Source organism: Streptomyces sp. NPDC048361, assembly GCF_040651795.1.
Taxonomy (GTDB): domain Bacteria; phylum Actinomycetota; class Actinomycetes; order Streptomycetales; family Streptomycetaceae; genus Streptomyces.
This window is the reverse complement of record NZ_JBEZKW010000051.1, coordinates 14,355-26,795: the sequence shown is the minus strand read 5'-3', so window position 1 is coordinate 26,795 and position 12,441 is coordinate 14,355. Positions and strand designations below refer to the sequence as shown.

Genomic DNA, 12,441 nt, shown 5'->3' with positions numbered 1-12,441 from the left:
TCAGCCGGCGACGGTCGGGGCGGGTGTCTCGGCCGTCGGAACGCCGTGTGCGGTCACCAGCCGGGCGCTGCCCTCGGCGAGCTGGTAGGCGAGGCCCACGACGCCGGTGTGGCCCGCGGCGACCTGGTCGGCGAGAACGCGGGAGCGGTCCAGGAGGAGGTCGACGGTGTGCCTTATGTGCGCGTCGATGAAGTCGCTGTCGGAGGTGACGCCGGCCGCGCGGGCGGCGAGCACGCTCGGGGTCACGCGCTCGACGACGTCGCGTACGTAACCGGTGGCGGGCAGCCCGCCCTCGACGGCGGACCGCGCGGCCGCCACGGCGCCGCACGAGTCATGGCCGAGGACGACCACGAGACGGCAGTCCAGGACGCTCGTGCCGTACTCGATGCTGCCCAGGACCTCCGGCCCCAGGACGTGCCCCGCGGTACGGACCACGAACAGGTCGCCGAGACCCTGGTCGAAGATGATCTCGGCGGCCAGCCTGGAGTCGGAGCAGCCCAGCAGCACCGCGAAGGGCGTCTGTACGGGGGCCAGCTCGGCCCGCCGCGCGGCGTCCTGATTCGGGTGCCCCGGGGTTCCGGCGACGAAGCGCCGGTTTCCGTCGAGGAGTGTGGCGAGTGCCTGACCAGGAGTGACTGGAGTGGATGCCATACCGTCAGCCTACGAGGTGCCCCGATCGGCGCGATCCGGGGCCCCCGGCTCCGGGGCCGCGGCGATCTCCTCGGGCGGCGGGGCGGCGGGGCGGCGGGGCGGCGGGGCGGCAGGCCGGCAGGCCGGCAGGGCGGCAGGGCGGCAGGGCGGACAGGCGGCTCAGGGCGATGAGGAAGTGCCTGGGAGTCCGCCGCAGCGGCAGCCGAGCGAGCCGGCGGTCGGGCGGTCGGGTTCCACTGCATCGACTACGTCGTGCACGGCCGGGACGTGGCCCGCTCCCTCGGCCTTCCGGATACCCCCGAGGCCGGCCTCCTCGAAGCCGCACTGCCGATCGCCCTCGCCGGACCCGATGGTGACGGCCGGCTCCAACCGGGTGCGGCCTTCGGCCCCTCTCTCACACCGCCCGGCGCCGCGCACGCTCTCGACCGGATCGTCACGGCCCTGGGAGCTCGCCGCATTGGACGGCATGAGCTCGCCCATGCATCAACGGCCCTTCCAGGGCAGCCTGTTGAGCATCGACCCGTTCAGGCGCGGCGGCCCGCTCGGACCGCGGTGATCGCCACCGTCGCGTAACGCATCGTGAAGGCGCCGCCCAGCGCGTCGACGGCTTCCCCCACCTCCCGCAGGATCGGCGCCAGTTGGCGGGCCGGTAGCCGGGTGAGCAGGCCGGTGGTCGGCAGCTGGTCAAGCAAGGCGTCGCGGGTGTAGGTCGATTCCCAGTCCGTCCGCCACTGTTCGGGGGCGCCGAACGTCCCGCTCTGGACGATCGCCTCGCCGGCCGTGGCCAGCACGGTCTTGTACGCGTCCAGGGGCGGCTTCAGCATGGCCCGCACGTGGGCCGGCGCGTCGGGCACCGCCCGCACATAGGCGGCGGTGAGGGCGTCCGCCACCTCGTCCGGGAGCTGGAAGGCGCTCCAGAAGGCGGTCAGGCACCCGCCGGGCCGCAACACGCGCGCCGCTTGGGCGGCCCCCGCGACCGGGTCGATCCAGTGCCAGGCCTGACCGGCGGTGACCGCGTCGAACTCGCGCCCCTGCGGCGTCCACTCCTCGAACGTCGCCACCTCGACCGCGAGCCCGAACCCCCGGGCCACCCCGGCCATCCGCGCATCCGGCTCGACCCCGAGCACCCGGCATCCGGCTGCCTGAAGCTGTCGGGCAGCGATACCGGTGCCGCACCCGACGTCCAGGATGTCGGGGCCCGGCGCCGCGACGCGGATCCGGTGGATCAGCGCGTCGGGGTAGCGGGGCCGTGCCCGGTCGTAGCGCTCCGCGTCCTCGCCGAACGACTCCGCCATGCGACGGGCTCGATGCGGCTCGGATCCAGAGGGACGTGCGTCCTGCGGCGGCAGAATGGGCATGCGCCCACTATTGTGGGCACATGCCCACTCGTCAATGGGGGCAAGAGAGAGCGGGGGAATCGCGCGATGCCGACCGGTGTGGCCCTGCGTGACGCGCGCGAGCAACTGTTCGGCGCCGCCGAGCGGATTCTCGTACGGGACGGACCGACCGCACTGACCAGCCGGTCCGTCACCACCGAAGCGGGCTGCGCCAAGGGCGTCCTGCACCGCCACTTCGCCGACTTCGACGCCTTTCTGGCGGAGTTGGTGCTCGACCGCATCGGCCGGATCGACACCCAGGCCACCGCGCTGCGCGACACGGCGGGCAACGGCTCGGTTGCCGACCGTCTCACGCACGCTCTGTGCGAGCTCTTCGGACCGGTCGCCGTGGCGGCCGTCGGCCTGGTCATCTCCCGGGACGCCCTGCGCACCCGACTGCGCCGGACCACCCCGCGTGGCATCCCGCTCCTCGCCGAAGCCACCGCCATGATCGCCGGGTACCTCGGTGCGGAACGGGACCTGGGCCGCATCGCGCCGGATGCCGACATCGACGCCCTCGCTCCCGCGCTGATCGGCGCCGGGCACCTGCTCTTCGCCGACCGGGAGGGCGGCGCGCCGGACACCGGGGCCGCTCGCAGGGCCGTACTGGCCGTGGTGGCGGGGGTCCTGCGGGCCGCGCCGCCCGCATAGCCGCGACGGGGCTCATCGGGACCCACCGACCCATCCGGCACGGGACACACCGCTCGTGTGGCCCGCGGCGCGAAACGGCCGGATCGCGCCGGCCGGCGGCGACGCGCTCCCGACACCGCCCTGCCCGCCCCGCATGCGGACAGATTCCGGCCGCATGAGATGTCAGGGTGGGCGCCGGGGGCACAGGCGCCCCTCGACGGATGGAGAAGCCGATGAGCCGACACCTTCAAGTCACCTTCGATGCACATGATCCCCGGGCCCTCTCGCTCTTCTGGCGTGACGCTCTCGGGTACGTCCATCCCGGGCCGCCCGGAGTGGAACTGTCCCAGGGCGCGGACCCCCTCGCGGCGTGGGACGACTTCCTCGCACGAGTCGGCGTACCGGAGGACGAGCGCGATACGAGATCGGCCGTCGAGGACCCGGACGGTGACGGCCCTCGGCTCTTCTTCCAGCGGGTGCCCGAGGACAAGACCGCCAAGAACCGCGTCCACCTCGACATCCGTGTGGCCTCCGGGTTGCACGGTGAGGAACGGATGGCGGCGCTGGAGGCCGAGTGCGGCCGGCTCGTCGCCCTGGGGGCGGCGCGGGTACGCCGTCATGAGCCCGCCCCGCCGATGGAACCCGGTTTCATCGTGATGACCGACCCCGAGGGCAACGAGTTCTGCCTGGACTGACGGGTGAGGTGGCGAGGTCGCCCCGGAATCGACCGCTCAGGGTGGCGAGGTCGCCCCGGGGCCGACCGCTCAGGGTGGCGAGGTCGGCACGGGGCCGACCGCTCAGGGTGGCGAGTTCCCTCTGGACCAAGGCCCGTCCGACAGTCACCACCGCCGTGCAGCCGTGAACGCGAGCGGCACCGCCGGTGAACCGCGCACGTCCGGCGGCGGTCGGTGTCACGACCATGTGGTGGTTGGGCGATATGGCTCAACTCGCTTGATGTACAACGGATTTGGTGACGCTGTCACTGGGGACAATGGCAGCGGGTACCTCTCCATGTGACAGTCGGGCGAAGCCACTCGCACGGTGCTCGACGAAGGAGCGCCGACCCCTGGCGCGGGGGTTCGGCGCTGTTGAGGCAGAAGCGGTCCTCCCCGCGTGGAGGCCGCAGCCGGACAGCCGGCGGCCGGGAACGCGACACCGCCTTCCGTACGGCCGCACAACTCTCGAGTGAGGAATCCCCATGCGGAGCTTGGGTCGACGCGGCTTCATGACGGCGGCGGGATCATTCGCGACCATGTCGGCGACGGGCACTCCCGCCCTGGCCGCCGAGGACGCCGCCGACGCCGCGACCGCGTCCGAGTACGTGGACGTACAACTGCTCAGCATCACCGACCTGCACGGCTATCTGCAGGCCCCGCCCACCAGCGACCAGGTCATCACCGGCGCCGGCGGCCAGAAGTTCACCGTCGGCGGCGTCCCCTATCTGGCCGCGCACCTGGAGGCGTTACGGGCCGGACACACCAACTCGCTCTTCTTCGCGCAGGGCGACCTGTTCTCCGGCTGGGCCTTCCCTGCCGTGTCCCTCGCCGACGAACCGACCATCGAGGCGCTGAACGCCATGGGCCTCGACTTCTCCACCGCCGGCAACCACGAGTTCGACCGCACCCCCGGCTTCCTGATCGACCACATGGAGAACGGAAGCCCGTACGCGGGTGAAGGATGGACCAACTCCTTCCCCGACTCCACCGGGCGGGCCTTCCCCGGCGCGGACTTCCGCTACTACAGCGCCAACATGCTGTGGGGAAGATCCGGCGACACCGTCCTCGCGCCGGTCAACGTGGAGTATGTCCACGGCCCCCACGGGCGGCGGCTGCCGATCGGCTTCATCCACCTCACCGTGACCGGCACCGAATCCGCCACCACAAGTCTCCAGACGGCGCTGCGCATGCTGGACCAACTGGAGACCGCGAACCGCTGTGCCGCACTCCTGAAGTCGCAGGGAGTCAACGCGATCGTCCTGAGCATGCACGACGGGGCGGTGGCCGGAAGCGACTTCAACGGCGGGAGTACACCCTCGGGCCCCGCCTACGACCTGGCGCTCGCCGCCTCGCCCGACATCGACGCGATCATCACCGGACACTGGCACTGTGCGTTCAACATGATGGTGCCCGACCCGGCGGGACGGCCCCGGCCGTTCGTCGAGGCCGGCTGCCACGGCCAGATCCTGAACGAGATCAAGCTGCGCCTCGACGCGACCACCGGCGAAGTCGTGCGGGAACTCACCACATCCACCAACCACCCCAACACCCATGATGTGACACCCGACCCGGACCTCAAGGAGATCGCCGACTACTGGACCGGGTACGCCACCCGTCGCGGCGCGGTCCGCATCGGCCGCCAGACGGCCTCGTTCACCCGGACCCGGAACACCACCGGCGAGAGCACCATGGGCAATCTCGTGGCCGACTGGGCGCTGTGGGCGGGCGGTCAGGAACTGGACCCCTTCGACACGGGCAACATCTGGCCCAATGTGCCGGCCGACCTGGCGGTGATCGCCGTGGCACCCCGCCTTGGCCCGTGTGTCATCAACGATGACCTTCCCCTCGACACGGCCGCCCAGGGCGCCATCGCCTACACCAAGGCGTTCAACGCGGTCGGCTACGGGGACCCCATCGTCACGGCGACCGTCACGGGCCAGTGCATCCACGACGCCCTGGAACAGCAGTGGAAGATGCAGGGGAAGACCCTCGCCTTCGCGCCCTTCGCCGTGTCGCACAACGTGCGGTACACCTTCGACGCCGCCGGACCGGTCGGCAACCGGGTCGATCCGGCCGACGTCCTCATCAACAACGCGCCGCTCGACCCGCACGCCACCTACCGGCTCGCCACCACCGCCTACACGCTGCTCGGCGCGGACGACTACCCGGCCCTGCTCAACCACACCGAACCGGTCCGTCACACCCGCGACTTCGAAAGCTTCGTCGCGTATGTACAGAGCCAGTCCGTCCTGGCCCCCGCCCCCCTCGGCCGGGCCACCGCGCGCAGGGCGGCCGCCTCGCGCGGCGACATCGCGCAGGTACTGCCCCTGACCGTCCCGCGCGACGCGGACCGCACCCCCCGCGTGGCCGCTGTCGGCACGGACGGCGGCCAGGGGCGCTGCTGACCCGGCCTCACGCGGCGAGCGACCCACGAGCCGGGTCCGCGTGCCACCCCTGTCAGCGACCGCGCACCGCTGACCAGCGCGTAGGGTCGAACGCGGCGGCGTGGCACGAGGCCCGCGGCCGTGATCGCCCGTCGCCCGGAGGCCGACTCTGACTACCGTCACCGCCGAGATCGTGTCGGCCGTCCTCCTTTTCGGCGTGCTCGCCTTCGCCGTCGTACGCCCGCGCGACTGGCCCGAAGCGGTCGCCGCGGTCCCGGCGGCGGGCCTCGTCGTCGCGCTCGGCGCGGTCTCACCCACCGAGGCGTGGCAGCAGACCCGCGACCTGCTGCCCGTCGTCGGCTTTCTCGCCGCCGTCCTCGTACTCGCTCAACTCTGCGACGACGACGGCCTGTTCGCGGCCGCCGGAGACGCGGTCGCCCGGCTGTGCGGGGCCGGCGCCCAGCGCCTGCTCGGCGGGGTGTTCGTCGTCGCCGCGGTCATCACCGCCGTCCTCAGCCTGGACGCGACCGTCGTGCTGCTCACCCCCGTGGTGTTCGCGACGGCGGCCCGTGCGGGCGTCCGGGCCCGCCCGCATGTGTACGCCACCGCGCACCTGGCCAACTCGGCGTCGCTGCTGCTGCCCGTCTCCAACCTCACCAATCTGCTGGCCCTGGCCGCCAGCGGGCTGTCCTTCACGCGGTTCGCCGCCCTGATGGCGCTGCCGTGGCTCGCCGCCATCGCCGTCGAGTACGCCGTCTTCCGGGTCTTCTTCCGCGCCGACCTCGCGGCCGCGCCCGGCCGGGCGCGCGCGGGGGAGAACACCCCGGTGCCCGTCTTCACCGTGGTGGTGCTCGTCCTCACGCTCGGCGGGTTCGTGGTGACCTCGTTCGCCGGCCTCAGCCCCGCGTGGGCCGCACTCGCGGGCGCGCTCGTCCTCGCCGCCCGCGCCCTGGCGCGGCGCCGCACCACGCCCCGCAAGGTGGTGGCGTCGGCAGGGCTGCCGTTCTGCCTGTTCGTGCTGGGCCTCGGGATCGTCGTCAAGGCGGTCGTGGACAACGGCCTCGGCTCGGCCATCGGCCATCTGCTCCCCGACGGCGAGGGGCTGCCCGCCCTGCTCGCGGTCGTCGCCGTCGCCGGGGTCCTGTCCAACCTCATCAACAACCTGCCCGCCGTTCTCGCGCTGCTCCCGGTGGCGGCCGCCGGCGGGCCGGGACCGGTCCTTGCCGTCCTGATCGGCGTCAACCTCGGCCCCAATCTCACCTATGTGGGGTCGCTCGCCACCTTGCTGTGGCGGCGCATCCTGCACGAACACGACGACGCGCCGGCGCTCGGCGACTTCACCCGCCTCGGGCTGCTGACCGTTCCCGTCACACTGGTCGCGTCAACGGCCGCGCTGTGGACGGCGCTGCACATGATCGGAGGCTGACCGCATTTCATGAGCGTCATCATCTGGATCACCGAGGGGACCTGGCCCGCCTGTGTGGACGCCGCGCGCGAGCACACCGCGGCCGACGCCGACCTCGTCCTGCTGCATGTCACCGACGACGCGGTGGCCGAGGCGGCTCACGGCGCGTTCGCCGGTCTCCTGGGCCGGGGCCACCGCGAACGCGATCCCGGCACCCGCCTCGAAGGCCTCTCCCGGGCGGCCGCCGACCACCTATTCGCCGAGGCCGAGCGGCGCTTGGACCGCCCGGCCCGCCGCCTCGAACTGCACGGCCGCACCGAGCGGGAGATCGTGCGCGCTACCGAGGGCGCCGACCTCCTGATCTGCGCCCGCGACGGCGACCGTACGCGTCTCGGCCCCCGCAGCCTGGACCCGGCGACCCGGTTCGTCGTGGACCACGCGCCCTGTCCGGTCCTGCTCGTCTGGCCCGACGCGGCGCCCGGCCTCGGTTCGCTGCCGCCCCCGTCGCCCCCCGACCGCGCGGGACCCTGATTCAGGTAGGAAGAGGCATGTCCGAAGGAACCACACCGCCGGCCGCGGCCGCCGCATCCGCTGCCGGCACCGAGCCCGACATCGACCCCGATCTGCTTCCACGCGGCACGGCCGCCGCACAGGCGCTCGGCCCGGTCGTGGCCGTCGTGGCGCTCGGCGGAGCGGTCGGAGCCACGGCCCGCTATGCGGCGTCGCTCCTGTGGCCCACCGCGCCCGGCTCCTTCCCGTGGACGACCCTGGTGGTCAACGGCGTGGGCTGCGCCGTGATCGGCGTCTTCATGGTGATGATCACCGAGGTGTGGACGGCCCACCGGCTCGTGCGTCCCTTCTTCGGAACCGGCGTGCTCGGCGGCTTCACCACCTTCTCGACGTACGCCGTGGACATCCAGAAGTTCCTGGCCGACGGAAGCCCCCGCACGGGCCTCGCCTATATGACGCTGACTCTCGTCGTGGCGCTCGTCATGGTGGGGAGCGCCGTGTGGGTCACGCGCCGCACGCTCGGACAGGGGCGCGCCCGGTGAACTGGCTGCTTGTGGTGGCGGGGGCGATGATCGGCGCCCCGCTGCGGTTCCTCACCGACCGCGCCGTACAGGCACGGCACGACGGCGTCTTTCCCTGGGGCACGCTCACCGTCAACGTCGTGGGCTGCCTGATCCTCGGCGTGCTCACCGGCGCGGTCACCGAGGGCGCCGCGTCCTCACACGTCCAGCTGTTCGTCGGCACCGGCCTCTGCGGAGCGTTGAGTACGTACTCGACGTTCTCCTACGAAACGCTCCGGCTCGCCGAGGGCGGGATGAAGTTCTACGCCGCCGCGAACGTCCTGGTCAGCGTGGCGGCCGGGCTCGGTGCGGTCTTCCTGGGCGTGAGCCTCGCCGAGACCCTCTGGGGCTGAGCGCCGCCACACGGGGCCCAGGGCCTGGGGGCTGAGCGCCGCCACCCGGGCCGCGTCGCGAGGCCCCGCGCGCGGAGCCCGTCGGACGGGGCGCGCGGCGGACGGACCGCTTCGATCCGCGTCGCAACGAACCGCGCCCGCACGCAACCGATCCGGACCCTGTAGCGTCTACGAGCCTGTAGACATTCATCTCCCGCCCGTCGGGCCGTCACGCACAGGACGCCTCATCGCCCTGCCGCGTTTCCCGGCCGGGCGCGCCGTGCCCTCGAACCTTCGGAGAACCGCATCCCATGACGAGTCCCACCTCTTCGACGATGGCCCTGGACGGGGCGTCCATCGACGGCGGCCTGTACGGCGACATCACCGACTTCGCCCGGCACACGCACTGGCTGAACGGCCCGGTGTCCGCCTACACCAGTTACGGCGTCGCCCTCTTCGCGGTGTTCATGCTGGTCGGCTGGTGGATCGCCCGGCGCAAGGACGCATCGGTGATGGCGGCGGCGCTGGCCGCGCCGGTGGCGATGGTGCTCGCGTACGGGGTGAACGACGCGGTCAAGTCGGTGTTCACGGAGCCGCGCCCCTGCCGCGCCCTTCCGCACGACTTCCTCATCGAGAAGTGCCCGCCGCTGGACGACTACGCGTTCCCCAGCAACCACACCACGGTCGTGGCCGCGGCGGCCGTCGCCCTGTTCTTCGTCGACCGCCGTCTGGGCGCCGTCGCCACCCTGGCCGCCCTGCTGATGGGCGCCTCCCGGGTGTACGTCGGAGCGCACTATCCGCACGATGTGCTGGTCGCGCTCGTGGTCGGAGGCGTGGTCGCGTTCGCGGTGTCGTGGTCCGCACGCCGGTACGGGGCGCCGCTCGTCACCCGGCTGCGGTCCGGCGCGCTCAAGCCACTGCTCGCCTGAACCAGGCGCGCACCGGCGTCCAGAGCGACCCGGACCCCCGGGGTGTCTGACGGATCATGGCCGGGAGACCCTGATCTGTCAGACACCCCCTAGGCTCGACGACATGCTGCGAATCGTCGATGAACTCGCCGGACCCGGCCCCCTGCGCGTCTGCGCCCATGTCCCCGCCGACGGTGACGCGGGGACGGGGCTGCGGGTGCTGCTGACCGCGGACGTACTCGCCCGCGTCGTCGAACTGCGCGGCCGGGCCGTGCTCCTGGGGTGGACCGGCCCCGCGTACTCGGCGGCCGCCACCGGGCTGCGCCCGGCCGATGCCGAAGGCGACCCGGAGGCGATCGCCGAAGGCCTCGGCGGTCGGCCCGCCGTCCACCTCACCAGCGGCACCTACGCGGGGGCGACCACCGCGTGCCTGCGGATCGGCGAAGCCGCACTTCCGCCGCTCGACGACCTCGACCCTCTCGCGGTACGCGTGCTCCTGCTCGGCCACCCCTACGAGGAACCCGTCGCGGCCACGGCCGACGAGATCGACGAAGCGGCGCGCACCCTGAGTCGGTGGCGGCGCGCCGTGGCGCACTGGGCCGCCCACCCGTCGAAACCGATCCCCGCCGACCTGAAGGCCACGGCACGCGCCGCCCTGGACAGCCGCCTGGACACCGCCGCCGTCCTGCGCCTCCTGGAAGACCTGGAGACGGCGTCCGAGGTGCCGGAAGGCGCCAAGTTCGAGACGTTCTCCCACCTGGACCGTGTGCTCGGTCTGGAGCTGGTCCGCGAGGTGGGGACGGTCTGATCCCGAGGGGCCGGCAGCGCGGGCCGTCTCCTCAACGGGCTGTGTGGACCGTTCCGTGAAGCGGCCTGGCGGGCCTGGCGGGCCGTCCCCTCAAGTGACCCCGCGGACAAGGCAGTCGGTGATCGCACCTCACCCGTCGAAGCCGCCTTCGCTCAAGATCTTGTCGATGCGGCGGGATGGGGATGACGCCCCGGGCGAAGACGGACAAGCCCAACGCGCGTACCTCGGCGAGGTCGCGTATGACCCCGACCCCGTCCGCCATGAACGCCGCGATGCCCCGGCGTTGAGCGACAGCACACACGTTTCCGCCGGCCGGTGCGTGGTCCAGATCGCCCGACTCGACGACGACCGAATCCGGCGCGGCACGGTAAATGGCGGCGTGCAGCGTGAGGTTGTCGCCGGGGGGACACCGAACGGTGAATGCGGGACCTGCGACGCGCGGAATAGGCGACTACAAAGGGGGAATTCACATATCCATGACCTGCTCGCGTCCCAGAAGATGGGCGAGGATCGTCGGCGGAATGTTCTTGAATTCATTGATGTCGTACATGTTCTTCCTTGGGCAGGGCGCGAGTTGTCGGGGCCGGATGTCGTCCGCGGTCCTGGGGCGGCGAAGTCCCCCACGGTCTCAAGCGATCTGATCCGTCGCCAGAAGCCTTTCCAGCGTGAGCGGATCCGTGGCCGCCGGCGCCGTGCAGGCGTGCGCACCCGCGATCGCGCCGATACGTGCGCAGTGTTGCGGGGCGAGGCCGGAGAGCCTTCCGTACAGGAATCCGCTCACGTACGCGTCACCCGCGCCGTTGGTGTCCACGACGGGGGAGTGGGGCGGGAGCGCCGGGATGTGGCGCGGCGCGGCCTCTCCGCGCACCAGAAGATGGGAGCCGTCCGCTCCGGCCGTGGCCACCACGGTGTCCGCCCGGCCCTCGCGCAGAATCTCCCGCATGAGCGCCGTGGTGTCGGCGCCCGCGCCCGCGGCGCTGAGGAACACCAGATCGGAGCGGAGGGCGAACTCCCGGTGGTGCTCGGCGAGTCCGTCCCAGTCGTGCAGATCGGTGGAGACGGGGATGCCGAGGTCCTCGATGTCGTCGTAGAGGAAGCGTGCGAAGTTCATGATTGAGACGTGGGCGTGCCGGGTCCGGCGCAGTCGCGGCAGGTAGAAGTCGCGCGGCATCCGCAGGTCGGCGGGATCGCGGGCGTCGTAGAAGGACATTCTTCGGCCGTCCGCGGCCACCAGGTTCACCGCGCGGCGGGTGCCCGAGGGGGAGATGAGCGGGGCGAAGTCCACACCGCTCTCGGTCAGCCGTGTGCGTATTTGGGCGCCGGTCCAGTCGTCGCCGACACAGTCGATCAGCCCGACCTCCAGCCCGAGCGCCCGGGCCCCGATGGCCACATTCGCCCCGGTGTGACCCGGCCACTCCTCGATCGGGCCGACCTGGACCGAGTCGGCGAGCGGCACCGGCAGTGAGTCCACCCGGACGACGGTGTCCACTCCCGTCCCGCCGACCACCAGGACGTCGTACTCCGCGCTCTCTCGCGTCACCGCTCCACCTCTCCGTTGCCCCGCCGCCGGGAGGGCGGGCCGAGGCCATGATCGCGAAGGGGAGGTGTGGCGCGCGTCGCATTTCCCGGTTCGGGGCCGAACCCTATGCCGAGCGTAAAAGTCCCTAGTGTCCGAAATGGAATGCTATGGGTTTGGCGGCCACGTGCCGGAGAATGTCCCAATTAGGGCTAATGGGTTAGCCTCGCCGCTTTTGCCGCCGGGTCGTTCGGTTCCGGGATGGCCGAGTGAATTGGGTCACGCACCCAACGGGCTGTCAGAAAAATGCCCGAGCCCATTTGCCTTCATCGCAAAGCGAGTTGAGGACTTCGGCGGTGGCCTCCGGCGGCCACGGATTTCAGTGGATCAATATCCCGATCTTCCTCAATTAATTCTGGCCTTGTTTCCACTCGGTCCATTCGTTTACGTTCACCGTCAATCCGGATGGAACGCCGAATCCTGCCGCCGTCCGGAACCTCCCACACACGTATGGCAGGAGCGGGGGACCCAGGTAAGCCGCCGATCCGGATTCCGGAACGGCTGGGGTGAAGTCGCGTACACCGCGGCCGGACATCTCTGGTCCGAACCCGACAGCTCACCTCGCAGGCGACGGAGAGGACAACA

General features: G+C 71.7%; 12 protein-coding genes, 1 pseudogene and 1 riboswitch. Of the genes and pseudogenes, 9 read left to right on the top strand and 4 right to left on the bottom strand.

Annotated elements, in window-relative coordinates:
* Both AB0D31_RS25835 and AB0D31_RS25830 read right to left on the bottom strand, forming a co-directional pair.
* Positions 1 to 651: a carbonic anhydrase gene (locus AB0D31_RS25835; RefSeq protein ID WP_362727432.1), complete on the bottom strand. Its 651-nt coding sequence runs from the start codon at positions 649 to 651 to the stop codon at positions 1 to 3.
* A gap of 524 nt (positions 652 to 1,175) precedes the next feature.
* Entirely contained in the window at positions 1,176 to 1,946 is a 771-nt protein-coding gene (locus AB0D31_RS25830) for a methyltransferase domain-containing protein (protein WP_362727430.1), read from the bottom strand.
* Positions 1,947 to 2,075: 129 nt separating this feature from the next.
* Between AB0D31_RS25830 and AB0D31_RS25825 the strand changes: the two genes are divergently transcribed.
* From AB0D31_RS25825 to AB0D31_RS25785, 9 genes are all read left to right on the top strand, one after another.
* A complete protein-coding gene (locus AB0D31_RS25825) occupies positions 2,076 to 2,678 on the top strand; it encodes a TetR/AcrR family transcriptional regulator (protein ID WP_362727428.1) in 603 nt (200 codons plus the stop codon).
* Between the two features lie 212 nt (positions 2,679 to 2,890).
* Positions 2,891 to 3,352, top strand: a complete 462-nt coding sequence (locus tag AB0D31_RS25820) for a VOC family protein (RefSeq protein WP_362727426.1) — start codon at positions 2,891 to 2,893, stop codon at positions 3,350 to 3,352.
* A gap of 503 nt (positions 3,353 to 3,855) precedes the next feature.
* The gene (locus AB0D31_RS25815) at positions 3,856 to 5,778 is read left to right on the top strand and encodes a bifunctional metallophosphatase/5'-nucleotidase (protein WP_362727424.1); all 1,923 of its coding nucleotides are present in this window, start codon (positions 3,856 to 3,858) and stop codon (positions 5,776 to 5,778) included.
* Between the two features lie 169 nt (positions 5,779 to 5,947).
* On the top strand, positions 5,948 to 7,183 hold the full coding sequence (locus AB0D31_RS25810; RefSeq protein ID WP_362727477.1) for an SLC13 family permease: 1,236 nt from the start codon (positions 5,948 to 5,950) through the stop codon (positions 7,181 to 7,183).
* Between the two features lie 9 nt (positions 7,184 to 7,192).
* A complete protein-coding gene (locus AB0D31_RS25805; RefSeq protein ID WP_362727423.1) occupies positions 7,193 to 7,693 on the top strand; it encodes a universal stress protein in 501 nt (166 codons plus the stop codon).
* Between the two features lie 17 nt (positions 7,694 to 7,710).
* A complete protein-coding gene (locus AB0D31_RS25800; protein WP_362727421.1) occupies positions 7,711 to 8,214 on the top strand; it encodes a CrcB family protein in 504 nt (167 codons plus the stop codon).
* A complete protein-coding gene (gene crcB / locus AB0D31_RS25795) occupies positions 8,211 to 8,585 on the top strand; it encodes a fluoride efflux transporter CrcB (protein ID WP_362727419.1) in 375 nt (124 codons plus the stop codon). Before AB0D31_RS25800 ends, crcB begins: the two co-directional genes overlap by 4 nt.
* 290 nt (positions 8,586 to 8,875) lie before the next feature.
* Entirely contained in the window at positions 8,876 to 9,493 is a 618-nt protein-coding gene (locus AB0D31_RS25790; protein WP_362727417.1) for a phosphatase PAP2 family protein, read from the top strand.
* Between the two features lie 103 nt (positions 9,494 to 9,596).
* Positions 9,597 to 10,280, top strand: coding sequence for a hypothetical protein (locus AB0D31_RS25785; protein WP_362727415.1), 684 nt, complete (start codon positions 9,597 to 9,599; stop codon positions 10,278 to 10,280).
* A 160-nt stretch (positions 10,281 to 10,440) separates the two neighbouring features.
* Here the strand turns inward: AB0D31_RS25785 and AB0D31_RS25780 are convergent.
* Together AB0D31_RS25780 and AB0D31_RS25775 are read right to left on the bottom strand one after the other, a co-directional pair.
* Positions 10,441 to 10,830, bottom strand: a pseudogene (locus AB0D31_RS25780) (RraA family protein); the annotation flags it as partial.
* A 78-nt stretch (positions 10,831 to 10,908) separates the two neighbouring features.
* Positions 10,909 to 11,820 (bottom strand): PfkB family carbohydrate kinase, encoded by a 912-nt coding sequence (locus AB0D31_RS25775; protein ID WP_362727413.1) that lies wholly within the window; start codon positions 11,818 to 11,820, stop codon positions 10,909 to 10,911.
* A 437-nt stretch (positions 11,821 to 12,257) separates the two neighbouring features.
* A riboswitch (cyclic di-AMP (ydaO/yuaA leader) is annotated at positions 12,258 to 12,441 on the top strand.

What these genes read in the sequence shown, in the direction of transcription:
- AB0D31_RS25835 (WP_362727432.1), bottom strand. Translation starts at nt 651, where the DNA reads ATGGCATCCACTCCAGTCACTCCTGGTCAGGCACTCGCCACACTCCTC.
- AB0D31_RS25830 (WP_362727430.1), bottom strand. Translation starts at nt 1,946, where the DNA reads ATGGCGGAGTCGTTCGGCGAGGACGCGGAGCGCTACGACCGGGCACGG.
- AB0D31_RS25825 (WP_362727428.1), top strand. Translation starts at nt 2,076, where the DNA reads ATGCCGACCGGTGTGGCCCTGCGTGACGCGCGCGAGCAACTGTTCGGC.
- AB0D31_RS25820 (WP_362727426.1), top strand. Translation starts at nt 2,891, where the DNA reads ATGAGCCGACACCTTCAAGTCACCTTCGATGCACATGATCCCCGGGCC.
- AB0D31_RS25815 (WP_362727424.1), top strand. Translation starts at nt 3,856, where the DNA reads ATGCGGAGCTTGGGTCGACGCGGCTTCATGACGGCGGCGGGATCATTC.
- AB0D31_RS25805 (WP_362727423.1), top strand. Translation starts at nt 7,193, where the DNA reads ATGAGCGTCATCATCTGGATCACCGAGGGGACCTGGCCCGCCTGTGTG.
- AB0D31_RS25800 (WP_362727421.1), top strand. Translation starts at nt 7,711, where the DNA reads ATGTCCGAAGGAACCACACCGCCGGCCGCGGCCGCCGCATCCGCTGCC.
- AB0D31_RS25790 (WP_362727417.1), top strand. Translation starts at nt 8,876, where the DNA reads ATGACGAGTCCCACCTCTTCGACGATGGCCCTGGACGGGGCGTCCATC.
- AB0D31_RS25785 (WP_362727415.1), top strand. Translation starts at nt 9,597, where the DNA reads ATGCTGCGAATCGTCGATGAACTCGCCGGACCCGGCCCCCTGCGCGTC.